The sequence below is a fragment of the Pontibacter amylolyticus genome (assembly GCF_014638845.1).
GTDB classification, from domain to species: Bacteria; Bacteroidota; Bacteroidia; order Cytophagales; family Hymenobacteraceae; genus Pontibacter; species Pontibacter amylolyticus.
On the sequence record NZ_BMFP01000002.1, the window covers coordinates 360,082 to 382,486 of the forward strand.

Annotated in this window: 24 protein-coding genes and 1 tRNA gene; 13 read left to right on the plus strand and 12 right to left on the minus strand. The window is 50.3% G+C overall.

Going from position 1 to position 22,405, the window contains the following annotated elements; genetic code table 11:
- Nucleotides 1–39 precede the first annotated feature (39 nt).
- Entirely contained in the window at nt 40–858 is an 819-nt protein-coding gene (locus IEV97_RS06545; protein WP_229733828.1) for a (Fe-S)-binding protein, read from the minus strand.
- Nucleotides 859–963: 105 nt separating this feature from the next.
- Complete coding sequence (locus tag IEV97_RS06550) at nt 964–2,337, minus strand: 4Fe-4S dicluster domain-containing protein (RefSeq protein WP_188500705.1); 1,374 nt, start codon at nt 2,335–2,337, stop codon at nt 964–966.
- A gap of 168 nt (nt 2,338–2,505) precedes the next feature.
- Here IEV97_RS06550 and IEV97_RS06555 point away from each other — a divergent pair.
- Nucleotides 2,506–2,581 (plus strand) — tRNA-Phe (locus IEV97_RS06555).
- A 280-nt stretch (nt 2,582–2,861) separates the two neighbouring features.
- Complete coding sequence (locus tag IEV97_RS06560; RefSeq protein ID WP_188500706.1) at nt 2,862–3,368, plus strand: TlpA family protein disulfide reductase; 507 nt, start codon at nt 2,862–2,864, stop codon at nt 3,366–3,368.
- Here the strand turns inward: IEV97_RS06560 and IEV97_RS06565 are convergent.
- Nucleotides 3,365–4,462, minus strand: a complete 1,098-nt coding sequence (locus tag IEV97_RS06565) for a J domain-containing protein (RefSeq protein WP_188500707.1) — start codon at nt 4,460–4,462, stop codon at nt 3,365–3,367. The two genes, IEV97_RS06560 and IEV97_RS06565, sit on opposite strands and share 4 nt — an antisense overlap.
- Nucleotides 4,463–4,614: 152 nt before the next feature.
- On the opposite strand from IEV97_RS06565, the gene IEV97_RS06570 reads away from it, so the two are divergent.
- From IEV97_RS06570 to IEV97_RS06580, 3 genes are read left to right on the plus strand one after another with little or no spacing between them, the layout of a single operon-like run.
- Nucleotides 4,615–4,989 carry a phage holin family protein gene (locus IEV97_RS06570; RefSeq protein WP_188500708.1) on the plus strand — a complete coding sequence of 125 codons (375 nt, stop codon included), beginning with the start codon at nt 4,615–4,617 and terminating at the stop codon, nt 4,987–4,989.
- Nucleotides 4,986–5,630 carry a hypothetical protein gene (locus IEV97_RS06575; protein WP_188500709.1) on the plus strand — a complete coding sequence of 215 codons (645 nt, stop codon included), beginning with the start codon at nt 4,986–4,988 and terminating at the stop codon, nt 5,628–5,630. Before IEV97_RS06570 ends, IEV97_RS06575 begins: the two co-directional genes overlap by 4 nt.
- Nucleotides 5,608–6,372 carry a phosphoglycerol geranylgeranyltransferase gene (locus IEV97_RS06580; protein ID WP_188500710.1) on the plus strand — a complete coding sequence of 255 codons (765 nt, stop codon included), beginning with the start codon at nt 5,608–5,610 and terminating at the stop codon, nt 6,370–6,372. The genes IEV97_RS06575 and IEV97_RS06580 overlap by 23 nt, the downstream gene beginning before the upstream one ends.
- Here IEV97_RS06580 and IEV97_RS06585 read toward each other — a convergent pair.
- The 7 genes from IEV97_RS06585 to panC all read right to left on the minus strand — a co-directional run bounded on the left by IEV97_RS06585 (nt 6,355) and on the right by panC (nt 12,287).
- Nucleotides 6,355–7,278, minus strand: a complete 924-nt coding sequence (locus IEV97_RS06585) for an AraC family transcriptional regulator (RefSeq protein ID WP_188500711.1) — start codon at nt 7,276–7,278, stop codon at nt 6,355–6,357. The genes IEV97_RS06580 and IEV97_RS06585 overlap by 18 nt on opposite strands.
- 158 nt (nt 7,279–7,436) lie before the next feature.
- Nucleotides 7,437–8,576 (minus strand): acyl-CoA dehydrogenase, encoded by a 1,140-nt coding sequence (locus IEV97_RS06590; RefSeq protein ID WP_188500712.1) that lies wholly within the window; start codon nt 8,574–8,576, stop codon nt 7,437–7,439.
- 192 nt (nt 8,577–8,768) lie between these two features.
- Nucleotides 8,769–9,449: a zinc metallopeptidase gene (locus IEV97_RS06595; protein ID WP_188500713.1), complete on the minus strand. Its 681-nt coding sequence runs from the start codon at nt 9,447–9,449 to the stop codon at nt 8,769–8,771.
- 13 nt (nt 9,450–9,462) lie between these two features.
- Nucleotides 9,463–9,951, minus strand: coding sequence for a D-glycero-beta-D-manno-heptose 1-phosphate adenylyltransferase (gene rfaE2, locus IEV97_RS06600; RefSeq protein WP_188500714.1), 489 nt, complete (start codon nt 9,949–9,951; stop codon nt 9,463–9,465).
- Complete coding sequence (locus IEV97_RS06605) at nt 9,935–10,978, minus strand: lysylphosphatidylglycerol synthase transmembrane domain-containing protein (RefSeq protein WP_188500715.1); 1,044 nt, start codon at nt 10,976–10,978, stop codon at nt 9,935–9,937. The genes rfaE2 and IEV97_RS06605 overlap by 17 nt, the downstream gene beginning before the upstream one ends.
- A 9-nt stretch (nt 10,979–10,987) precedes the next feature.
- Complete coding sequence (gene panD / locus IEV97_RS06610) at nt 10,988–11,335, minus strand: aspartate 1-decarboxylase (protein WP_116545020.1); 348 nt, start codon at nt 11,333–11,335, stop codon at nt 10,988–10,990.
- A 97-nt stretch (nt 11,336–11,432) separates the two neighbouring features.
- Nucleotides 11,433–12,287 (minus strand): pantoate--beta-alanine ligase, encoded by an 855-nt coding sequence (panC, locus tag IEV97_RS06615; RefSeq protein ID WP_188500716.1) that lies wholly within the window; start codon nt 12,285–12,287, stop codon nt 11,433–11,435.
- Between the two features lie 137 nt (nt 12,288–12,424).
- Here panC and IEV97_RS06620 point away from each other — a divergent pair, with 137 nt between their 5' ends.
- The 3 genes from IEV97_RS06620 (at nt 12,425) to glmS (ending at nt 16,533) form a co-directional block, all read left to right on the plus strand.
- Nucleotides 12,425–13,240: a glycogen/starch synthase gene (locus IEV97_RS06620; RefSeq protein ID WP_188500717.1), complete on the plus strand. Its 816-nt coding sequence runs from the start codon at nt 12,425–12,427 to the stop codon at nt 13,238–13,240.
- A complete protein-coding gene (locus tag IEV97_RS06625; RefSeq protein WP_188500718.1) occupies nt 13,224–14,603 on the plus strand; it encodes a DUF4270 domain-containing protein in 1,380 nt (459 codons plus the stop codon). Before IEV97_RS06620 ends, IEV97_RS06625 begins: the two co-directional genes overlap by 17 nt.
- 94 nt (nt 14,604–14,697) lie before the next feature.
- Nucleotides 14,698–16,533, plus strand: a complete 1,836-nt coding sequence (glmS, locus tag IEV97_RS06630; RefSeq protein WP_188500719.1) for a glutamine--fructose-6-phosphate transaminase (isomerizing) — start codon at nt 14,698–14,700, stop codon at nt 16,531–16,533.
- Nucleotides 16,534–16,928: 395 nt separating this feature from the next.
- Here glmS and IEV97_RS06635 read toward each other — a convergent pair whose 3' ends face one another.
- Nucleotides 16,929–17,612: a 3-hydroxyacyl-CoA dehydrogenase family protein gene (locus IEV97_RS06635; RefSeq protein WP_188500720.1), complete on the minus strand. Its 684-nt coding sequence runs from the start codon at nt 17,610–17,612 to the stop codon at nt 16,929–16,931.
- A gap of 48 nt (nt 17,613–17,660) precedes the next feature.
- Between IEV97_RS06635 and IEV97_RS06640 the strand changes: the two genes are divergently transcribed.
- The 5 genes from IEV97_RS06640 (at nt 17,661) to IEV97_RS06660 (ending at nt 21,206) form a co-directional block, all read left to right on the plus strand.
- On the plus strand, nt 17,661–18,041 hold the full coding sequence (locus IEV97_RS06640) for a RidA family protein (protein WP_188500721.1): 381 nt from the start codon (nt 17,661–17,663) through the stop codon (nt 18,039–18,041).
- A gap of 184 nt (nt 18,042–18,225) precedes the next feature.
- On the plus strand, nt 18,226–18,657 hold the full coding sequence (locus tag IEV97_RS06645; protein WP_188500722.1) for an Imm44 family immunity protein: 432 nt from the start codon (nt 18,226–18,228) through the stop codon (nt 18,655–18,657).
- A gap of 96 nt (nt 18,658–18,753) precedes the next feature.
- Nucleotides 18,754–19,161, plus strand: coding sequence for a hypothetical protein (locus IEV97_RS06650; protein WP_188500723.1), 408 nt, complete (start codon nt 18,754–18,756; stop codon nt 19,159–19,161).
- Nucleotides 19,162–19,323: 162 nt separating this feature from the next.
- Nucleotides 19,324–20,241, plus strand: a complete 918-nt coding sequence (locus IEV97_RS06655; RefSeq protein WP_188500724.1) for a T9SS type B sorting domain-containing protein — start codon at nt 19,324–19,326, stop codon at nt 20,239–20,241.
- A 326-nt stretch (nt 20,242–20,567) separates the two neighbouring features.
- Nucleotides 20,568–21,206: a hypothetical protein gene (locus IEV97_RS06660; protein WP_188500725.1), complete on the plus strand. Its 639-nt coding sequence runs from the start codon at nt 20,568–20,570 to the stop codon at nt 21,204–21,206.
- Nucleotides 21,207–21,350: 144 nt separating this feature from the next.
- Here IEV97_RS06660 and IEV97_RS06665 read toward each other — a convergent pair whose 3' ends face one another.
- Nucleotides 21,351–22,373: a YihY/virulence factor BrkB family protein gene (locus IEV97_RS06665; RefSeq protein WP_188500726.1), complete on the minus strand. Its 1,023-nt coding sequence runs from the start codon at nt 22,371–22,373 to the stop codon at nt 21,351–21,353.
- Between the last annotated feature and the right edge of the window lie 32 nt (nt 22,374–22,405).

The following is a 22,405-nucleotide window of genomic DNA, read 5'->3' on the forward strand; positions in this document are numbered from 1 at the left end:
TACCAAAACAACAATTGAACAATTTAACAATGTAGCAATTTACTTACTAAGCCCCTCCGCTTGTGCGATCAGCTCGGCGATGTCAAAAACTTTTACGCTTTCTTCCTGCTCCTTGTTTTTCACGCCGTCGCTCATCATCACCATGCAGAACGGGCAGGCTGTCGCAATCACACCATTACCAGTGCCAAGGGTTGCCAGGGCTTCTTCCGTACGCTCGATGTTGATGTCTTTGTTGCCCGGCTCCGGCTCTTTGAACATCTGGGCACCACCGGCGCCGCAGCAAAGTCCGTTGGCGCGGCTGCGCTTCATCTCCACCAGGTCGGCATCGAGTGCGGCCAGCACGTCGCGCGGCGCTTCGTAAATGTCGTTGGCACGGCCTAGGTAGCAGGAGTCGTGGAAGGTGATGCGCTTGCCTTTGAAGGCTTCGCCACCCTGCACCTTCACCTTGCCCTCGTTGATGAGCTGCTGCAGGAACGTAGAATGGTGAATCACCTCATAGTTACCGCCCAGGTCCGGATACTCGTTTTTGATGGTGTTGAAGCAGTGCGGACAAGCCGTCACTATCTTCTTGATGTTATAGGCGTTGAGCACCTCGATGTTGGTGATGGCCTGCATCTGGAACAGGAACTCGTTGCCGGCGCGCTTGGCGGGCTCGCCCGTGCAGCTTTCTTCGGTGCCCAGCACGGCATACTTCACGCCTACGTGCTCTAATATCTGCACGAAAGCACGCGTTACACGCTTGTAACGGTCGTCGAACGAACCGGCACAGCCAACCCAGAACAGCACTTCCGGCTCCTCGCCGTTTGCCGCCATCTCCGCCATGGTTGGCACTTTCACTAATCTTTTATTTTCTTCCATCTGTGTATTTGAAAAGGACAAAGGACTGTTTGACAAAAGACAAAGGACATTTTATCAGGTCCAGTATCATGAAGTCTTTTGTCCTATGTCTAAAAATTCTTTTGTCTAGTTCTTACTTGGTACATACAACTCTTCGGCCCAGTTAAAGCGGTCTGAAGACGGGAAGGCCCACGGTGCGCCGTTGTTTTCGATGTTGGTGAACATGGCGTTAATTGAGGCCGGAGCAGCTGACTCTTCGAGTACCAAGTAACGGCGCAGGTCCATGATCGTGGACAGCTGGTCGATGTTCACCGGGCAGGACTCCACACAGGCGTTGCAGGTAGTGCAGGCCCAGAGTTCTTCTGGCGTGATATACCCACGCAGCAGCGTCTTCTCGTCGGTGGTCTTCACGCGCTCCACGCCCAGTTCTTTGTAGTGGTTCGGGGCGAAGATGGCCGGATGCTCACCCTTCTCTTCCATACGGTCGCGGGTGTCCATCACGATCTTGCGCGGCGAGAGCAGCTTGCCTGTTATGTTAGCAGGACACACGGATGTACAGCGACCACACTCGGTACAGGTATAGGAATCCATCAGTTGTTTCCAGGTCAGGTCCTCTACGTCCTTGGCACCGAAGCGCTGCACGATCGGGTTGCCCTCCGCGTCCATTTCCGGAGCCGGTGGCTGGTAGCTTGGGTCCAGCATCGCCTTGATCTCGTGCGTGATGGCTGGGTTTGTGGTGAACTTACCCTTTGGCCACAGCTTGGAGAAGTACACGTTCGGGAAAGCCATGATGATGTGGAAGTGCTTGGAGCTCGGCAGGTAGTTCATAAAGGCCAGAATGCCGATTATGTGGATCCACCAGCCAACGCTTGCGATGGTCGCCAGTGTGCCGGCGTCGTTGCCAAAAATATTCACAAAGGAGCTGCTCACCGGAAAGGTGCCCGGCAAGGTATGGTTGTTGAGCGCAGCCAGTTTCAGGTCGGCGATGTTGAAGGCAAAGAGGGCAAACATCAGCACAATTTCCGTGATCAGGATCACGTTGGCATCCATCTTGGGCCAGGCGCGCATCTCCACACCGGTTGCCAGGCGCGGCACTTTGGTCACGTTGCGACGCCACAGGAAGATGGCACAGGCAATGATCACAAGGGCAGCCAGAATCTCGTTCACGGCCATTAGCCCATCATAGAACGGGCCCAGGAAACCGAGCACCCGGTGCGTGCCGAAGATCCCGTCGATCATGATCTCCAGCACTTCGATGTTGATCACCAGGAAGCCTACATACACAAACAGGTGCAGCACGGCCGGCAGCATACGCTTAAACATCTTCTGCTGCCCAAAGGCCACCAGCAGGGTTTTGTTGATGCGCTCCGAGGGATTATCGCTCCGGTCGACGTCACGGCCTATGAGAATGTTCTTGCGAATCTTGCGAATCTGCCATACAAACAGGCCAATGCCCAGGGCAGCTACTATCAGGAAGATAATGTTCTCGAGTTGAATCACGGTGAATTATTCGTTATACATACCAATTCGTAGATAAAGATAGCAGAATAGTGAGAATAAACGTATACGGAGGCCCTTTTTTAAAATATTTTTGCCCGAAAGTTTGCGACTTCGAATTTGGTTACTACTTTTGCATACTCTTTCGAAAGAAGGGGCAACAACAGAGCTGGTGATGTAGCTCAGTTGGTAGAGCAAAGGACTGAAAATCCTTGTGTCGTTGGTTCGATTCCAATCATCACCACCAGCTTAAACCCTTACCCTAACCGGTAAGGGTTTTTTGTTTTTATACCCTTCTCACTTCCACTGCCCCTACTATACTTCATATAAAGCCACTGGTTGTCTAATTTGTTTTCAGCCTGTAATTCTTCCTGCATTTTAGTAACTTAGCTGTTACAACACCAATTACTGCCATGAAAAAAACCTACTGGAGCGCCATTTTTGCGGGCATGTCGGCCGGCATCGGCACGGTGCTCCTGCTTGCACTCGTTTACATGTATTTCATCCAGAACATCCAAATCTAAGCCATGACCCGCCGACAAACCTTCTGGACAGCCTATGCCGTGGGCTTTGCCGTTACGAGCATTATTGCTGTGTTTGCCTTTTACATGCTCAACCAAACAGTGCCGCAACGCGTGGACTGGCAGTCGCTAAAACTCACCAGCCTGCAGGGCGAACCCATCTCTATTGACAAGTACAAGGGAAGAGTGGTGGTGCTGAACGTGTGGGCCACCTGGTGCAAGCCCTGCATCGAAGAGATGCCCGCTATGGACCGCCTTCAGCAGTTGCACCCCGATAAGATTGCCGTCGTTACCGTGTCGGATGAGGAGTTGGAAAAGCTTCAGAAGTTCCGAAGCCGGCAGACGTATTCCTTTACCTATCTCAAAGCCAACACTCCCCTGGCCAACCAGCAACTGACCGTATACCCGACCACCTACATATTGAACCCGGAAGGAGAGATAAAAGAGATCTACCTGGGAGGGCAGACCTGGGACAGTGACAAAATGCAGCAGAAGCTGCTAAAGCACTTCTAGCGACAATTGGCCCGAAGCTCCAGCAGCGCCGCGGAGTAGCCCAGCCGGTAGGCCTCGTTAAAATGCGCGCAGGCGGAGTCGGGCTGCGCCTGCTCCAGCTCGGTGCGACCGAGCAGGTAGTATACCCGTCCATTGGCGTTATCTGCCTGGAGCACCTGCCGGTAGTCGGCCTCCGAGGCGGCATAGTCTCCTGTTTTGTAGTACCCGAATCCCCGGAAGGTCAGGGCGTTTGCCCACGATTCGCCTTTGGAGGTATAGCGCAGAAAGCTGGTAAAGTCAGCGATGGCCGGCTCGAACTTCTGCAGGTAAAACAAGCGCACCTCCCCCCTATCCAGCTGCGCCGTGTGCAGGGTGCTGTCCAGCGTGAGGGCTATCCCGAAATCCCGCTCGGCCTCCGGGTACTTTTCTAACTTGGCGAGACTCTTGCCCCGCATCAAAAACACTTCCGCTGAGGGCCTGTCCTGCAGCGCGATCACCTGGTTCAGGTCCTCCACTGCCGCGCGGTAATTCTCATACACGTTCATCGAGATGCTCGCCCTCGTCAGGTAGGCATCCGCGTGCTTTGGCCGGAAATAGATGGCATCATTCAACAGGCTGTGCGCACTGCTGTACTTGCCATGCTCGATGTAGCTGAGGGCCGTCTTATACCTGTCTTCGCCCGTGATGTAGTCCATGGTGGATTTGAGCAGCACACTGAAGACAAACATGAAAGCGAAAAATCCGAGCGTGATGTAGAGGTCCTTGCGCACGAAGCGGCGGCCTTCGCGGCGGGGTATGTTCTGGTAGTGGCGCTCCGACACAGGAGCCGGTGGCCGGGTTTGCCGGTAGCGGGGGTTGTGGTGCGGCTGGTGCTGGCGTATGGCCTGCCGCTGTTCGCGCAGGTACTGCAGGCGCAGGTCGTAGCGCGCACGTTTGCCCGGATCTGACAAGGTCTGGTAAGCAGCATTAACGACTTTGAACAATTCCTCGGCACGCGCATCGCCCGGGTTTCGGTCAGGATGATACTTCAAAGCCAGCTGCTTGTAAGCCAGTTTGATCTCCTGCGCCGACGCCGTAGGGCTCACGCCCAGAATGCTATATAGGTTATGATCCAAGGAGGCTAATGTAACAAAAAAGGAATACTTAAGTTAAGTAAACACGGACAAGATACAGCAAATTCCGTACTACCACTTTAACTGATTGCATCTTCCGTACATATTTTAATATACTACCGTATACAGAAAAAGCACTAAAAAAGCTGGGCACTATGAACGACAACGGCACAAGAGAAAAAAGCACCAACCTCATCGAAAACCTCATGGGGTACATTGATACCCGCATAGACATTATACGGCTTGAGATACAGGAGAAGATGAAGGCAGCCATGGTGGGTGCTATACATGGAGTACTGCTGGGCTTTTTTGGCCTGATGAGCTTTCTGTTTGTGAGTATTTTCCTGGGGCTGCTGCTCAACCACCTGCTCGACAGCTCTTTCTGGGGCTTCGGCATTATTGCCCTGTTCTATGTAGTAGTGCTTGTAATTTTGCTGGTTGGCCTCGACAAAAAAGTGTTCCAGGGTATGGCCGACAAGGCTTTGGACAATACCATCTATAAAACCGATAAACGAGAAAATCAGATATGAGCGAGATAACGAATCCTTTGTTCGACAATGAACGGGAACTGCTGGAGCGCCAGAAAGAAGAATACAAGAAGGCGCTCATGGGTGATGTGGACCAGATAAAGACACAGGGCCAGCAGATCGGCAAAAAGGTCGCCATTGCCGGCGGTGTGCTGGTGGCAGGACTACTGCTCCGAAGCCTGTTCAGCGGCGGTAAAAAAAAAGCTAAAACGCTGAAGGGCAAGAAAGCTGCCAAGCAATCAAAGTTCACGGGAAAAGAGGCGGACGCACCTGGCTCCAACAGGTATGCGTACGGACAGGAAGCCGGCTATACCGCAAGCAACGCGGACGTGGCCGGATACGACTCTTTTGTACACGAGCAGGAAGACGCCTATACCTTGTCTTCTGAGCGCATGCCGCATGCGCAGCGTGAGCCGAAGCAACAGACCGGCGTTTCCAAAAGCTTCTTAAGCCCTGAGCTGATGCAGGTCATCAGCCAGCAGGTAATGGCCCTGCTCCTTGTATACCTTACGAAAAAGGTGGAGGAATACTTAAGCACTGTTTCTAAAAATAGCGATATTGCAGCAGCGCCTATTGAGGTGACTGAAATAGAGACCATTGCTTATACCATTCCAGAAGAGGATGCCATTCAACAACCTTTGTAACAGACAGCAGCATGAACCAGGCAGAAAGCACTTCGCCCTCCTGATCGATCCCGATAATCTGGACGAAGCTTCCTGCCTGAACCTGCTCTCTCTAAGCGAAACCCACCAGGTAGATTTTTTCTTTGTCGGCGGCAGCCTCATCACCACCGACAACCAGGCCGCCATCATCCGGCTCATCAAAGAGAACAGCACAATCCCCGTCATCCTTTTCCCGAGCAACAGCCTGCACATCGACAAGCAGGCCGACGGCATTCTGCTTCTTTCCCTTATCTCGGGCCGCAACCCCGACTTCCTGATCGGCCAGCATGTGCTTTCGGCCCCCATCCTCAAGGCCAGTGCGCTGCAGGTATACCCTACCGGCTACATCCTCGTTGAATCCGGCCGCCAGACCACCGCTTCTTACATGAGCGGCACCACGCCTATACCGCATGACAAGCCCGCCATTGCTGCCTGCACGGCCATGGCCGGTGAACTCCTGGGTCTGCGTTACATCTACCTGGATGGCGGCAGCGGTGCGCTGCACCCTGTCAGCGCGGACATGATCAGAGCCGTGCGCCAGTCCGTGGAAGCGCCCATTATTGTGGGAGGAGGCATTGACACGGCGGAAAAGGCACAGGCAGCGCTGGAGGCTGGTGCCGACGTGATCGTGGTGGGCAACCACATAGAAAAAAACCCCGGCTTTCTGGCCGAGGTTTCTCATACAATAGCTTCTTATAATCTAGCCTTAGATGTTCATCGCTGATTCGCGACGGCGCATCTTACCGGCAGGTATACCGAACATCATCTTGAAGCGACGGCAGAAGTACGCTGTGTCTTTGTAGCCCACATCTTTACCGATTTCGCGGATGCTCTTCTTCGTGGTGCGAAGCAGGAACACGGCGCGCTCCATACGCTGGTATTCTATATAGTCCTGTGGGTTTATACCTGTCAGCATTTTGAAGTACTGGCCTACATAGTCCTCAGACACGTTGGCAACGTTAGAAAGCACTTTGTTAGACAGGTCGCCGCCCAGGTTCTCCTTGATGTAGTTGAACAGGTCGATGAGACGCGGGTCTTTGAAGTACGTGCTGTTCGTGGCCAACTGCTCCACAAACATTTTGTTGCGCAGAATGTGACGAACAATCTCTACCACGATGTTCTCGGTGTAGATGCTGATCAGGCGCTCCTTGCCAGGCAGGTCCTGCATGTTCTCTTCCACCACCTTGATCACCAGGTTAGCCAGCTTGTTGTTTCCTGAGATCAGGAAAGCAGGCAGGTCAAGCGATGCAAAGAAGTTAACAGAGTCGAACACTTTTGCTTCGAAGCTCACGTAGCTGTGGCTCTCTTCGGCGTCGCCGATCAGGTCGAGGTCGTTGTTGCTCTTAAAGAACTTCTCTCTGTTGGTGATCAGATCATCATTTGTGATGGAGCGGCCGTCCGTGGAACCATAGGTTACCTTTGTGCTGCGCCCACCCGGTATAAAGAGCAGTTCGCCCTCTTCTACCATCTGTTCCTCCTCACCAAAGAAAATTGTACCTTTATGAAGCAGAATCAGGTTGTTGCCTACATCGTAGTAGTTGCGAACCGAGAACGGCTGCTGCAACACCAGATTTTTCGCTTTAATGAATCGCACCCCAAGCGACTCAATAATCTTATTGTAATCTTCCATGTGTGTTACCAACTAACTTTTATACTATAAACCCTTTAATTTTGTCCTAAAGCTAGGCTAATCTTTATAAAATTCAAAATATTTTAAATATTTAATTTTAATTCAATAAACCATATCCTTAGCCTAAATAACACAGCAACAAAGGTTTAAGTGCCAAATTACTTTAGTAATTCTCTTGAAATTACTATTTTCTGAATCTCAGAAGTACCCTCATAGATTTGTGTGATTTTAGCATCACGCATCAAACGCTCCACATGGTACTCTTTCACGAAACCATATCCGCCATGCACCTGCACTGCTTCAACGGTTGTGTCCATGGCCACTTTTGAGGCGAACAGCTTGGCCATCGCACCGGACATGCCATAATCCTGGTGTGTGTCTTTGTGATAGGCAGCCTTCAGGCAAAGCAGGCGGGCAGCCTCAATGTTGGTGGCCATGTCAGCCAGCTTGAACTGGATGGCCTGGTGCTTGGCGATCTCCACTCCAAATGCCTTGCGCTCTTTTGAGTACTTCACCGCCAGTTCGAAAGCGCCTGAGGCTATACCTAAAGCCTGCGCCGCTATACCGATGCGGCCGCCTGCCAACGTGGACATGGCGAACTTAAAGCCGAAGCCGTCTTCGCCGATGCGGTTTTCCTTTGGTACTTTCACGTCTGTGAACATCAAAGAGTGCGTGTCAGAGCCACGGATACCCAGCTTGTTTTCCTTCAGACCTACCTGGAAGCCTTCCATGCCGCGCTCCACGATAAACGCGTTAATGCCACGGTGCTTCTTCTCAGGGTCTGTCTGCGCGATCACCAGGTATACGGAGGCCGTGCTGCCGTTTGTGATCCAGTTCTTGGTGCCGTTCAGCAGGTAGTAGTCGCCTTTGTCTTCGGCGGTGGTGCGCTGCGAAGTGGCGTCAGAACCAGCCTCCGGCTCTGAAAGACAGAAGGCACCGATGATCTCGCCTGTTGCCAGACGGGTCAGGTATTTCTGCTTTTGTTCTTCCGTGCCGTATTTCTCAAGGCCCCAGCATACCAGCGAGTTGTTCACCGACATCACTACAGAGGCAGAAGCGTCTACTTTAGAGATCTCTTCCATGGCCAGCACATAGGAGATGGTGTCCATGCCGCCGCCGTTGTATTTGGGATCCACCATCATACCCAGGAAGCCTAGCTCTCCCATTTTCTTGATCTGCTCAGCCGGGAACTTCTGGTGCTCGTCGCGCTCGATTACGCCAGGCAGCAACTCTGTTTGTGCAAACTCACGGGCAGCAGCCTGCACCGCCAAATGTTCTTCAGTTAATTGAAAATTCATGCTTTTATATATAAAAGGACTGCGATTAATAGTTTATAGTACAAAACTATGAAATTTGGTAATATCTGTGTAACCCTCCTAACGAATATTTGTTAGGCTGCCGTTTTAATTAGTGCAATAACACAAAAGCGCCATCCGCTCTGAACGAACGGATGGCGCTTTGTTTATTTTATAAGTTGCATAATGTCCAGCTTAGTCGCGGCGGCCCATCAGCAGCGATACGTAGTACAACAGCGTAGCCAGTGAACCGAGTGCTGCGACCACATAGGTTAGGGCGGCCCACTTCAGCGCGTCTTTCGACATGGCCAGTTCCTGCTGCGTTACTATGTTGTTGGAGCTGATCCAGGCCAGGGCCCGCTTACTCGCGTCAAACTCGACAGGCAATGTCACAAAGCTGAAGATGGTCGTCAGGCCGAAAAGGGCCACACCGATCGTCAGCGGAATAGGCGTGGTCTGTAGCATCAGGATACCGATCAGGATGATCCACTGCATGTAGCGCGAAGCGATGCTCAGCGCCGGCACCATGGCCGAGCGGAACTTCAGGAAGCTGTACGCTTTGGCGTGCTGCACGGCGTGACCGCATTCGTGTGCTGCCACCGCTGCCGCAGCCGCGCTGCGTGCTTCATACACATACTCACTCAGGTTCACGGTCTTGTCTGCCGGATTGTAATGGTCCGTCAGGCGGCCTGCCACCGATATCACTTTCACATCGTGTATGCCATTGTCGGCCAGCATCATTTCGGCAATCTCGCGGCCTGTGTAGCCCGATTGCAACGGAATCTCCGAATATTTTTTGAATTTGCTCTTCAGTCTCCAGCTTACCCACATGCTGATGCCCATGAAGAGAATACCTATTAAATATATTCCAGCCATAGCTTTCTCCTAATTATAACTTATTTTGGTTTTCAATCTTTTTAACAACATTCGTGGTGGAGTAGCCTTTCACGAGCGGCACGGTCTTCACCTCGCCCCCTCTTGCAGTAACGACATCCTGCCCCACAATATTTTCGATGGTATAATCGTCGCCCTTTACCAGAATATCGGGCTGTACAGCCTTTATCAGTTCGAGCGGCGTATCTTCATCGAAGAATACTACCGCATCCACAAACAAAAGCGATGCCATAACCCGTGCACGTGACATTTCGTCCTGCAGCGGGCGACTTGGACCTTTTATACGGCTTATTGACGCGTCCGTGTTAAGTCCGAGCACCAATTTATCGCCAAGTTGTCGTGCTTTCTCCAGGTAATCGACGTGGCCCAGGTGCAGAATATCAAAGCAACCGTTGGTGAAAACGACCTTCTGCTCCTGGCTGCGCCAGGCCTGCACTTGCTCCTGCAGGTCGGGCAGGGATAGGATTTTATCTTTCGAGTTCATGTATAGGCGGGTTTGCCTCCGCGAGCTCCTCCGCCACGGCAGGCTTTTGTAACATTCCTGTCATAAAACTAAGCACTCCCATGGCAACTACCAAAAGTGTCTGCGAAGTGTGCGCCACCAGGGCATAGGCCATACCCGCCTCTTTAGGTATACCATAGAGTAATAGCACAGTCTGCACCAGCAGGTGGTACACCCCTACCCCGCCCTGCACAGGCGCGGCCATACCCAACGTACCGATCACGAGCACCGAGAGTCCGGCTGTTGGCGACAGACCGGATGTGGCAGGTATAGCATAGAACACGACAAGGCTCATGCCGTAATACATACCCCACACAAACAAGGTATGGCCCCAGAAACCAACCTGGTTCTCGATTTTGGTGATGCTGAACACGCCCTGCAGCATGCCGCGCACGAAGGTGACGGTTTTCCTGAAGAAGGCGTTTTGCCGCAGCCTGTTCAGGTATAGCAGCCCCAGCACCAGGAATACGAAACCGACCGCCATTACCAGCACAACCAACAGGTATAGCGACCCGAAGCTTTGCTCCAGGCTGGCGTACTTATCCGTGAAAAGACCGAAGAGGAAATCGCGGAGGCGGTTGACCTCCAGCAGAAAGGTGAGCCCCAGGAAAAGGAGCAGCATGACCATGTCGATGATGCGCTCGGCGATAACGGTGCCGAAAGCCTTGTTGACAGGTATGCCATCGCTTCGGCGGAGCATGCTGCAACGCACCACCTCGCCCATACGGGGCAGCACGAGGTTGGCCACGTAGCCCACCATCATGGCGTTGTAGGTATTCCGAAAGGAAGGGGTATAGCCCGTAGGCCGTATCTGCATGTACCAGCGGTACGCCCGGCTCAGGTAGGCGGCCAGGCCCATCATCAAAGAGAGCACCAGCCAGCTGTAATTGATGTTCTGAAGCTCCGCCCACAATTTTTCGAAGTCGAGCTCTTTGAGGGCATACCACATCAGAAATGCGGAAAGCCCCAGAAGCAGGCTATACTTCAGAAAAGAGAGCAGTTTTCTCATGCAATGGCGTTACACCAATCGGTTGTGCTGATCCGGGAACACGAGCGTTGGCTGGTGGCTTTTGGCGTCTTCGAACTTGATGGAGCAGTAAGAGATCACGATCACGATATCGCCTACCTGCACTTTGCGGGCGGCCGGGCCGTTGAGACAAACCGTGCCGGTACCGCGCTCGCCCTTAATCACATAGGTCTCGAAGCGCTCGCCGTTGTTGATGTTGACGATCTGCACTTTCTCATTCTCCACCACGTTGGCGGCATCCATCAGGTCTTCATCAATGGTGATGCTTCCTACGTAGTGCAGCTCCGCCTGTGTAACCCGGCAACGGTGGATCTTTGATTTTAAAACCTCAATATACATGGTTTATTTTTGTAATAGGGCGCAAAGTTATGCATTTAGCCGCAGATAAACTACCAGCGCCTCAGCATCTTCTTAAGCCTCCACCATCCTAAACAAATCAGCCTTCCTTTAGATTCACGAGCACATTGTCGATGAGGCGCACCTCGCCCACATAGGCGGCAATGCAAAGGGCCACTTCCTCCTGCCCGCTGACATCCTGGAGCGGCTGCAGAGTAAGCGGGTCCACTATTTCAAAGTACTCCAGCTTTATCTCGTTCGATTGCTGTAGCTGCTGCGCCATGTCGCTTTTGATGGTTGCGATGGGCTTCTGCTGCAGACTGGCGGCCGCCGTTTGCAGGGCGTTGTAAAGCTGCGGGGCCAGCTGCCGCTGCGCCTCGCTCAGGCGCTTGTTGCGCGACGACATGGCCAGTCCGTCGGCTTCGCGCACGGTGGGGTAGCATACCAGCTCCAGGTCGAAGCTCAGCGTCTGCACCAGCTGCCGCACGATGGCAACCTGCTGCAGATCCTTCTGCCCGAAATAGGCCTTGTGCGGCTGCACGATATGGAACAGTTTGCTCACCACAGTGGCCACCCCGTTGAAGTGACCCGGCCGGTGCTCGCCCTCCATTACAGCCTCCAGCGCCCCGAAACTAAACTGCAGCACAGACTGTTGTGGGTATACTTCCTCCGCACTCGGCGCGAACAGGTAGTTGCAGCCGACGGTTTGCAGCAGGCTAATGTCCTGCTCGAGCGAGCGGGGGTATAGCTTATAATCAGAGGCGTTGTTGAATTGGGTCGGATTCACGAACACACTACAGATCGTAATGTCATTCTCGCGGGCCGAGGCGCGCAGGAGTTGCAGGTGCCCTTCGTGCAGGGCGCCCATGGTAGGCACAAAACCAATGCGCTTGCCGCCACATCGCAGCGCCGTCACAATGGCTCTCAGGGCTGACACCCGCTCTATAACTTCCATATTAATAGGTATAAAAGATGCAATTGCTGAAAGTCGGCAAAAGTAGGTTATAGAACATTAAATTGAAAATTAGAATAAAAAGTGCTAATTTTGCACGTCCCATTACTGTTGCTCATTAATTTTTTAATTACATCCCCATGTCTAAATTGCGAATCCTGTACGCCGCCACCGAAATCCTTCCTTTCCTCCAAACCACTAAAGTAGCAGAATTTCTGAACACGCTGCCGCAGAGTATGCAGGAAAGAGGTATGGAGATCCGCATCTTCGTGCCAAAGTTCGGTATAATAAACGAGCGTAAAAACCGTTTGCATGAGGTAGTTCGCCTGTCGGGCATCAATATCGCCGTGGGCGATGACGAGAAACCGCTGGTTATTAAGGTAGCTTCTATCCCGAATGCCAAGCTGCAGGTATATTTTATCGATAACGAAGACTATTTCCAGCGCAAGTCCGTTTTTGTGGATAAGAACAACAACTTCCACCAGGACAACGACGAGCGTGCCATCTTCTTCTGCAAGGGCGTGCTCGAAACAGTGAAGAAACTGGGCTGGCAGCCGGACATCGTGCATTGCAACGACTGGATGACCGGTCTGATTCCACTGTACCTGAAAACTACTTACAAAAAAGACCCGATCTTTAAGGATTCGAAGTCTATCTTTACGGTTTACAACCACGAGTACAAGCACAAGTTTGAAGGCGACCTGCTCGAAAAAGTAAAAATGCTTGATATCGACAACAGCATGCTGGCCTCACTGCAGGAAGCGGACCTGGACAGCTTTATCAAGGTGGGCATGGAATACGCTGACTCTGTGATCAAGACAAACGAGAACTTCAGCGAGAACATCAATGCCCTGTTCAGCGAATTCGTTGAGACAAACAAGAACATCAATACCATCAGTGCCGACGACAACCTGTGTGATTCATACTTCAACCTATATAATGAACTCAGCCGCTAGAAGATTATTCCTTTTCTTCTTTTCATTTGCCGCTCTCACAGCCTGCGAAGACCCAAAAGACATCGGACTCGAACTTCAGGACGAAAACCTGATAGGCACGGAGTTCACCGACACCCTTACCATCCGGACCGGAACCGTTTTTCAGGGGGACTCGATCCCTGCGTTCCGTTCACAGCCGCCTCTGCTGGGGCAGTATGTTGATCCGGTGCTGGGTAAGGTGCGCGCCAGCACGATCACGGAAGTGTCGCTCAATGGCACTAGCCTGAACTTTGGCGCGGGCGCCAGGGCAGACTCGCTGGTGCTCACACTGGACTATGCGTTTAAGTATGCGGACACCCTGAAGGCGATGCAGGTAAACGTGCACCGCCTGACCGGTACTTTTGATGAAAGAACGTCCTACTTCACGACCACCCCTTTCCCTTATGAAGCAACTCCGGTTGGCTCGAGGGCTTTCGTTCCCCGCATAGATACCGAGACCACGAATGGGGCCACGACCAAAAAGACACGACTAATTAGGATAAAGCTGAGCCCCGAGCTGGCAAACGAGTTCATGGCCCAGTCCGGCCAGGCGGGTTTGGCTGATCAGGCTGGCTTCCGAAACTTCTTCAAGGGCCTCGCGCTGACAGTGCCTGAGGATGCGAATGCAAGTATCGTGGGCCTGACCCTGACAAGCACCAACTCCAGCCTGGCACTGCATTACACAACGGCGGAAGGCACGGCCAAGCAGCATAACTTTTTGATGGGCGCCGGCAATTTCTTCACGCAGCTATCATCCGATCGCACGGGCACCGCTGTTGCGGCGCTGCAGACTGACGGCAGCTTTATACCTGCCACCGAGACAGGCGGCGACTCTTATGTGCAGGCGGGCACGCAGTTGCTCAGCAAGATCACTTTCCCTTACCTGGATAAACTCAAGGACCTTCCGGGCAACCTGATCATCAACCGGGCCGAGCTGATCATACCTGTCAAAGCAGCTTCTTCGGCCAACAACCTGCCGAGACCACCGCAATTGGTTCTGTATGAGACCAACAGCGCGAACGAGTTTTTGAAAGACATTTCCGGCACTGTGCGCGCCGTGCAGGTAGACGGTATTAATCCATTGTTTACCAACTACCCGGCCCTGGTGGCCAGCAGCCGCAAAAATGGCGTGGATTATTATACTATGAACGTGACCAGCTACCTGCAGGGTGTGATGATGGGCATCAAGTCAAACAATGGCCTGATGCTGGGTGCTGTATCAGCCGCTTCAGGAGAAAGGTCTACGACCATAATTCGCCCTGAGGTGCGCCCATACCGCGCCATTGTTACCAATAACGAGGCGAACCCGGTGAGGCTACTGATATACTATTCAAAGCTACAGTAGCAAGTCATAAATTTTAGTTAGAAATTTTATACATATTGAAGAAAAGGGTACCTTTACGGGTACCCTTTATTTTTTTAATGAAATTTTATACTATATGTGCGGAATTGTAGCATACGTAGGGCACAGAGAAGCTTGCCCTATAGTCCTAAAAGGCTTGAAACGACTTGAGTACAGAGGCTATGACAGCGCAGGAATAGCCCTGATGAACGGAGGTTTAAACATCTTCAAAAGAAAAGGCAAGGTAAGCGACCTTGAGGAGTTTATTGCAGACAAAGATGTGCACGGCCACATCGGTATGGGCCACACCCGCTGGGCTACCCACGGCGAGCCGAACGATGTAAATGCACACCCGCACTACTCTAGCTCCAAGAACATTGCCATCATCCACAACGGCATTATCGAAAACTATGCTTCCCTGAAGCAGCTCCTCATCGAGAAAGGCCATACTTTCCAGTCTGAAACGGACTCGGAGGTTTTCATTAACCTGATCGAAGACATTAAGCAGAACAGCAACTGTACGCTGGCCGAAGCGGTGCGTCTGGCCCTGCACGAAGTGGTGGGTGCTTATGCCATCGTGGTGCTTTCGAAAGACGACCATAACCAGCTGATCGCCGCCCGTAAAGGCAGCCCGCTGGTGGTAGGTATAGGCGAGGGCGAATACTTCCTCGCTTCTGACGCGACCCCGATCATTGAGTATACCAACGATGTAGTGTACATCAATGACTACGAACTGGTGGTGATCAAAAACGGTGAGTTGGAGATCCGCACCAAAGAGGACGTGGTGCAAACACCTTACGTACAGCGCCTTGAAATGGCCCTGGAGTCGATTGAGAAAGGCGGCTACCCGCACTTCATGCTGAAGGAGATCTTTGAGCAGCCACGCTCTATCCTCGACAGCATGCGCGGACGCATGATCGCTGAGAGCGACCACATGATGATGGGCGGCATCCGTGAGTTCGAAAACAAATTTGTGAATGCAGAGCGCATTATCATCGTGGCCTGCGGTACGTCCTGGCACGCCGGTCTGGTGGCCGAATACCTCATCGAGGACCTCGCCCGCATACCTGTGGAAGTGGAGTACGCCTCTGAGTTCCGTTACCGCAACCCGATCCTGAGCGAGCGCGACATTGTGGTGGCGATTTCGCAGTCTGGTGAGACGGCTGATACGCTGGCTGCGCTGGAACTGGCGAAGTCGAAGGGCGCTACGATCTTCGGTATCTGCAACGTGGTGGGATCTTCTATCGCCCGCGCTACGGACGCCGGTGCCTATACCCACGCGGGTCCTGAGATTGGCGTAGCCTCTACCAAAGCCTTCACGGCACAGGTAACGGTGTTGTCGCTGATCGCCATGATCCTGGGCAGCAAGCGCGGCACGCTGGAAACAACCAAGCTGCGCCAGCTGATGGTGGAGCTGGAAAGCATTCCGGCCAAAGTAGAGAAGGCGCTGGAGCTGAACGACCAGATCGTCCAAATTTCGGAGCAGTACAAAGACGCTACGAACTTCCTATACCTGGGTCGCGGTTACAACTTCCCGGTTGCTCTGGAAGGCGCCCTGAAGCTGAAAGAGATCTCTTACATCCACGCCGAAGGCTATCCTGCTGCTGAAATGAAGCACGGCCCGATCGCGCTGATCGACCAGCACATGCCGGTGGTAGTGATCGCTACGAAAGACAGCTCTTACGAGAAGATCGTATCGAACATACAGGAGGTGAAGGCCCGCAAAGGCAGGATCATCGCCGTGGTGACGGAAGGCGACACCACTATACCTGCTATGGCAGACCATGTGATCGAGATTCCGGAGACGAGTGAGCACCTGGTGCCGCTGCTGTCTGTTATTCCGCTGCAGTTACTGTCGTACCACATCGCGGTGATGCGCGGCTGTAACGTAGACCAGCCCCGTAATTTGGCGAAGTCTGTGACGGTGGAGTAATTTTATTTAGGTATAAAAGAGAAGGGGAAGCCAATCGGCTTCCCCTTTTTTGTTGATCTAACCGCCACTCTCGGTAGCAGCCGTTTATCCGATGCGCTTATACCTGTAAAGTGGCAGCAACTACAGGCTCCCCTCCTTTGACAAGGAGGGGCAGGGGTGGCTAGACCCGGTAAAGCAAAAGGACTGCTGTAACCAAAACACTTATACCTTGAAGTTGTAGGAGGTTCCCCTCTCGGGAGTGGCAGGGGAGATGTAGCGAGAGCCTGATCTCCCTTCAATCAAGATCCTTCCAGGATGACAGGTGGGAAAGCAGTAGTCGATGGTCCCCTTTGAAGGGGGAAGGAGGATGACAATCGTTCCCGAGAATCCTGAGAACCCCTTAACCCACACCAATATTACACCTCAAACTTTTCCCCTCTCAGGTACTTCGTCTTGAGCAGCGGGCAGATCTTGTAGCGCTCTTCTCTGGTGTCTTCGTACATGGCCTTCAGCACCTTATAGACGTTGGCTATACCTATCGCATTGGCCCACTCGAAGGGGCCGTGCGGGTAGTTGGTGCCGAGCTTCATGCCCAGATCTATGTCCTGGATAGAGGCCGTGCCCTCCTGCAAGGTATAGCAGGCTTCGTTGATGATCATACACAGGATGCGCGGTGTGGCCATACCTGCGCGGTCTGCTACCAACTGATACTCTGTAACGAGTTGCTCACATACCTGGTGCAGTTTTTCGGCGTCGCTCTGCTGGTATAGGCTTACCTCCAGCACCGGCCGGTTGAGCATGGTAGGCAGCCCGTTGAAACCGAACAGCGTGCAGGTAGTCTCTAAGCATGACTCGTGCACGAGTGCGGCCAGCTGCTTTGTTACCGCCTGGCAAAACACGACTTGTTCCGGTGCATAATGGCACAGGCGCTCGGGTTCCTCGTGCAGCAGGAAGTCAAACACGATATCAGAAGGCTTCAGCTGCTCATCGGTCAGGTGGCGGCTGTGGAGGAAGGTATAGGTGTTGCCGTTTGCTCCTTCCGGAAACTTCTGTCGAAACTCAGCGGCCATTTCATCGCCAGACAAAACAAGTATGTGCATATTTCTGTACTTTTGATCATAAAGATACACATTAAAATAAATCAGACTATGAATCATAGCATCATCACATCCGCCAACGCACCAGCCGCTATCGGGCCTTACAGCCAGGCAACGCTTCACAACGGCACCATGTATGTTTCGGGACAAATCCCACTGGACCCACAAAGCGGCGAGTTGGTAAGCGGCACCATCGAGGAGGAAACGCACCAGGTCATGAAGAACCTGTTTGCCATTCTGCAAGAGGCCGGCATGGGCTTCGACAATGTACTCAAGTGCTCCATCTTCGTGAAAGACCTGGGCAACTTCGGCAAAATAAACGAGGTATATGGCAGCTACTTCACCGCCAACCCACCTGCCCGCGAGACTGTGGAAGTAAGCCGCCTGCCGAAGGATGTGAATGTTGAGATTTCCTGTATTGCGGCTTTGTAGAAAAGCTTAAATTAGTAAATACTATACCTCCAGCTCTGTCTTTTGATGATGGGGTTGGAGGTATTTTCATGTATAGAATATTCAGTAATCCAGTTACGCCTATCTGTTGAAATCGACAAAAAACCGTATGTTTATTCCGTTTATACAGTAGTTATGTGCAACCTTAAGAAAGACTGTTTAGAATATGACAGCAATAGCAGGGAACAATCTTTTTGGATTTTATGCGAGTTTTCAAGCAGGTGAATCAAACCAAGAATTGGTTAAAGATTACTTATGGGGGAATGAAGGATTGAAAGAAAAACTAAAGGCTTTAAAGTGGCAAACCTACGGTCAGGACTTTCATCTCATATTATTTGAAATTTACGTAAATCCCATTCCGACTTATCGTGAAGCCTTGAAGGAAATGGGAAGTTATAGACGAAAAGAAAAATCCATTGGGATTCCAATTATACTCGACCAAAATAACTTTTTCGGACTTAATGAACGTGACCGACAAAAATTCTTTCAATCAACTATCTTAAAAAGACTGGAACTACTCAAAGAAAAAATTAAAAGGAATAAGCTTGATTTGGAAATTCAAAAATTAATAAATGATACCGAAGAGATATTAGGTTAAAATCATAAAAAAGCCAGCACATAACATTGCATAAATGTCACCTCGGCCGGCGGCCTTCGCCGTCATTTATACTAACAGTTGTATGAAATTGAAAGAATGATGGAGCCAATATCTATACCATACCATCTGTTACTTCCAGCGATTGCTTGCATAGTATTTCTTTACCTGATTTTTATTAGAAGAAAGAAATTGTTCAGCAACAGCAAGAAGAGGTCTCTGTGGATTACGGCTACAATACTTATCGCTTTCTATGGTCTCATTGTTGGCGGAGCCACTTTTGAGGATGTGTATGCTCAATGGGATGTAAACAGGTATGACTTAAACAGTGATGGTCTCTTTTCTAGTGATGAAGTAACTGAAGAGCAAGAAGCTGCAATGTTCAGATTAACGAGTGACGTTGGGCGGAATCTTTCTGTGCTTACAGGCTTGATTTCTACAGCAGTGCTGGCTCTTCCTATCTATATTCTGGTAAGACTTATAGTAAAGATAAAAACACCTTCATAAAACAAAACCTGAAGCATACTTAGGTGTGTCCTAGCCACCACATTTGTAATAACACTATAAAAACGGAAACTCAACAAGTAGCATGCTCACATGAGCCTCTTTTGAATGCTCCATTAAGTATGGTTTAATATAGAAATCAACTCAACCAATCTTTAAATAAAAATGACCTTTGTTGTTCGCTCCGTTTTGCTAATAATCTTGTTTTGTAACACCTTAAGGGGATATGCTCAATTAATAACAAACCCTTCTTTTGAGAACACTCCCACCGGTGCGAACAATATTCCTTTATCCTGGGCAAGGTGCCACTATTACAGTACGCCAGATACGCAGCCAGGGGCCTGGAAAACAACAACTCCTCCATCTCATGGAAATACTTATTTGGGGTTAGTTACAAGGGGAAACAATGGCCCTTATGCCAATTCTACCGAAGACGCCCAGATTCAACTATCTTCAAAGTTAAAAGCCGCTAAGCGGTATGACTTTAGTGTTGATCTTGCCTATTCTGCTACGCAAGGTCATGATGATGACAACGGAAACTTCATCTCCTATGCGAATCCTACTATACTTAGATTATGGGGAGGAGTTAATAACTGCCAAAAAACAGAACTATTATGGGAATCACCGAAAATAGATCATACAACCTGGCAAACTTATGATTTCAGTATTGTTCCGAAGCTACAGGAAATTGGCTACCTTATTTTAGAAGTTTACTATACCGGCTCTCCAACTTATTTCGGTAATATCCTGATCGATAATATAGTTGAAAAGAAAGTGCCAGAACCCAATCCTACGTCCTGTACTCTGGAGACTTTTAACGTGTTTACCCCGAATGGAGACGGATACAATGATGTGTTTCAATTTAGATCCAGTACTAAAATTGCCAGGTTCAAATCTCAGATTTATAACCGCTGGGGAAATCTGGTTTTTGAGAGTAATGACATAGAGAAAGGCTGGGATGGGAAATATAAAGGAAGTGATTGCGCAACAGGAGTTTACTACTGGTACGTTGATTATATGTGTATAGAAGGCGAGTCAATTACCGATTATAAAAGAAAGGGTACAGTCACTATGCTCAAATGAAGACACTTAGAGATTTAAATTAATGCTCCGGAAGCAAGTAGCTAATCCTAAAAATATACACTCTCAGTTGATAGAACTAAAAAACTTATAAAGCTCTTATAATGCATTTTAGTCTGAACTGTTGGCAGTACCTTTAAAACAAATTAAGAACAAGACCATACAACAGAGTACAGCCTGTATGCTCGGCTCTGCCGCGCATACAGGCTGTACCACCCCGTTAGACTTATTATAATTATGGACCACTTTTTGCCCTCGCAATTTATATAGCTTCCATAACCATTCTTTTGATTTCTTAAACAGTCAATGTTGCAGATGATACAATGTCTATGAAGAAGTATTTTATTCTACTATCATTAATAGTTATCAGCCAGCTATCACACGCTCAGCGCATTCAATTCGATATCTTCGGAGATTTACATTATGAATCCAAAGAAAATCGATATACAGCTTCTTTGAAGAAAGACATTTTTAACAATCTGATATTTAGCGACAATACCAACAACGAACTAGTTTTCAAGAAAAAATACCTTGACCTGAATTATAAATACTTAATAAAAGATGAGGAAGCTAAAATAGACTTCTTCAGATATATCATTAATAGATATAGCCTAGAAAGAGGATATAAAGCAAAATTTGATGTAGACATATTCGATAAGGTAATAATTGAGGACAATAAGAATAATAGAGTTGAGGTCGGAAGGGATATTTTTGGCAATCTAACATATGAAGAAAAGAGAGATGATTTTAAAATCTCTATAAAAAGAGATCTCTCCGGGAACTTAGAGTTTAGATCAGACAAAGAACAAGCCTATCTGAAAAAGGATATCTTAAATAAATGGAGTTACAGCGATAGCAGTGGGAATAGATTTAATTTTAGTAACAAAACATGGGATAAGTTGATGCATGTGTATGGAAGCGATGAAAGTATTTTCTTCTTCTTAATTGACAATTTTCTATACTTTTAGCAACTATCCTTTAGTTAACTTCTAAGTCCTGTATTTTGTGCTTATTCTTGATAGTGAGCTTATGAAATAATACTTCACAGCAATTTAAGTCTCGCCACCCGATAGAAATCTGTCGTTATACTTGGCTGCTTCATACTATTGCCTCTAAATCCCCTCCCCCGCCGTCTTATCGTGCTCATCGGATTTAGCGGCCTCCTTCGCTTCCTCTTCTCCATAAATATCCTTGGTGAACTTGCCTGGCTCGGCGTTCACGGCCGTGTGGCCTACTTCTATTTCCTGCCGGATGAAGCGCACGGCATACTCGGCGGGGTAAATGTTGAAGCCATACTTGCGGGAGTAGACGAACGTGAACACGGCCCCGAAAAAGATGATCTGCGAGGTATAGAACACCCACAGCAGAATCACAATAACTGAACCCGCCGCCCCGTAGATGGAGGTGACGTTGCTCGTGCCCAGGTATAGCCCGATGATCTCGCGGCCGATGGCAAAGAGGCCCGACGTCACCAGCGCGCCTACCCACACGTCGCGCCACTTGATCTTGGCATCGGGCAGGAAACGGTAGATGCAGCCGAACATGAAGGTCATCAGCACAAAGCCCGACACCAGGTTGACACCGCGCATCACGTACACAACCCAGCCAGCCAACCGGGCCTCCAGGAAATCCCCGACGGCGACCAGGATGGTATTAGCCAGCAGCGACACGATGAGCAGAATGGCGATGGCCAGAATCATGGCGAAGGACAGGAAACGGTCGAGGATCAGCTTGACGTAGCCGCGCTTGGGGGCGGGCCGCACGTACCATACCTCATTCAGCGATTCCTGCAATGACACAAAAACACCTGTAGCCGCTATAAACAGCGTAAATACAATGATAGCGGTCGCAAAGTTGAAGGAGGTGATGTCGTTGATGCTCTCCACCATGCGCTGCACGGCAAAAGCGGCCTCCGAGCCGATCGTCTCCCGAATCTGGTAATAGATCTCTCCCGAGACAGCCTGTTCCCCAAAAAAATAACCGGTGGCGTTGATGATGATCAGCAGAATGGGCGGCAGCGCGAAAATGGTGTAATAGGCCAGCGCCGCCCCTTTTTGGAAGGAGTTGTTCTCGATGAACTCAAGGCCAGCCTCCTGGAGCAGGCACCATATCTTTTTCAGCGTCTTGCGGGGCATGGGGTGGTAAGGGATACTATCCTAAAACTGAT

Bases quoted from the DNA above. Each gene is read 5' to 3' on its own strand.
- IEV97_RS06570 (WP_188500708.1), top strand. From the start codon at position 4,615: ATGAACGACAACGGCACAAGAGAAAAAAGCACCAACCTCATCGAAAAC.
- IEV97_RS06635 (WP_188500720.1), bottom strand. From the start codon at position 17,612: ATGCACATACTTGTTTTGTCTGGCGATGAAATGGCCGCTGAGTTTCGA.
- IEV97_RS06655 (WP_188500724.1), top strand. From the start codon at position 19,324: ATGACCTTTGTTGTTCGCTCCGTTTTGCTAATAATCTTGTTTTGTAAC.
- IEV97_RS06590 (WP_188500712.1), bottom strand. From the start codon at position 8,576: ATGAATTTTCAATTAACTGAAGAACATTTGGCGGTGCAGGCTGCTGCC.
- IEV97_RS06575 (WP_188500709.1), top strand. From the start codon at position 4,986: ATGAGCGAGATAACGAATCCTTTGTTCGACAATGAACGGGAACTGCTG.
- IEV97_RS06580 (WP_188500710.1), top strand. From the start codon at position 5,608: ATGCCATTCAACAACCTTTGTAACAGACAGCAGCATGAACCAGGCAGA.
- panC (WP_188500716.1), bottom strand. From the start codon at position 12,287: ATGGAAGTTATAGAGCGGGTGTCAGCCCTGAGAGCCATTGTGACGGCG.
- IEV97_RS06665 (WP_188500726.1), bottom strand. From the start codon at position 22,373: ATGCCCCGCAAGACGCTGAAAAAGATATGGTGCCTGCTCCAGGAGGCT.
- rfaE2 (WP_188500714.1), bottom strand. From the start codon at position 9,951: ATGAACTCGAAAGATAAAATCCTATCCCTGCCCGACCTGCAGGAGCAA.
- IEV97_RS06545 (WP_229733828.1), bottom strand. From the start codon at position 858: ATGGAAGAAAATAAAAGATTAGTGAAAGTGCCAACCATGGCGGAGATG.
- panD (WP_116545020.1), bottom strand. From the start codon at position 11,335: ATGTATATTGAGGTTTTAAAATCAAAGATCCACCGTTGCCGGGTTACA.
- IEV97_RS06585 (WP_188500711.1), bottom strand. From the start codon at position 7,278: ATGGAAGATTACAATAAGATTATTGAGTCGCTTGGGGTGCGATTCATT.
- IEV97_RS06660 (WP_188500725.1), top strand. From the start codon at position 20,568: ATGAAGAAGTATTTTATTCTACTATCATTAATAGTTATCAGCCAGCTA.
- glmS (WP_188500719.1), top strand. From the start codon at position 14,698: ATGTGCGGAATTGTAGCATACGTAGGGCACAGAGAAGCTTGCCCTATA.
- IEV97_RS06650 (WP_188500723.1), top strand. From the start codon at position 18,754: ATGATGGAGCCAATATCTATACCATACCATCTGTTACTTCCAGCGATT.
- IEV97_RS06625 (WP_188500718.1), top strand. From the start codon at position 13,224: ATGAACTCAGCCGCTAGAAGATTATTCCTTTTCTTCTTTTCATTTGCC.
- IEV97_RS06560 (WP_188500706.1), top strand. From the start codon at position 2,862: ATGACCCGCCGACAAACCTTCTGGACAGCCTATGCCGTGGGCTTTGCC.
- IEV97_RS06605 (WP_188500715.1), bottom strand. From the start codon at position 10,978: ATGAGAAAACTGCTCTCTTTTCTGAAGTATAGCCTGCTTCTGGGGCTT.
- IEV97_RS06595 (WP_188500713.1), bottom strand. From the start codon at position 9,449: ATGGCTGGAATATATTTAATAGGTATTCTCTTCATGGGCATCAGCATG.
- IEV97_RS06645 (WP_188500722.1), top strand. From the start codon at position 18,226: ATGACAGCAATAGCAGGGAACAATCTTTTTGGATTTTATGCGAGTTTT.
- IEV97_RS06640 (WP_188500721.1), top strand. From the start codon at position 17,661: ATGAATCATAGCATCATCACATCCGCCAACGCACCAGCCGCTATCGGG.
- IEV97_RS06620 (WP_188500717.1), top strand. From the start codon at position 12,425: ATGTCTAAATTGCGAATCCTGTACGCCGCCACCGAAATCCTTCCTTTC.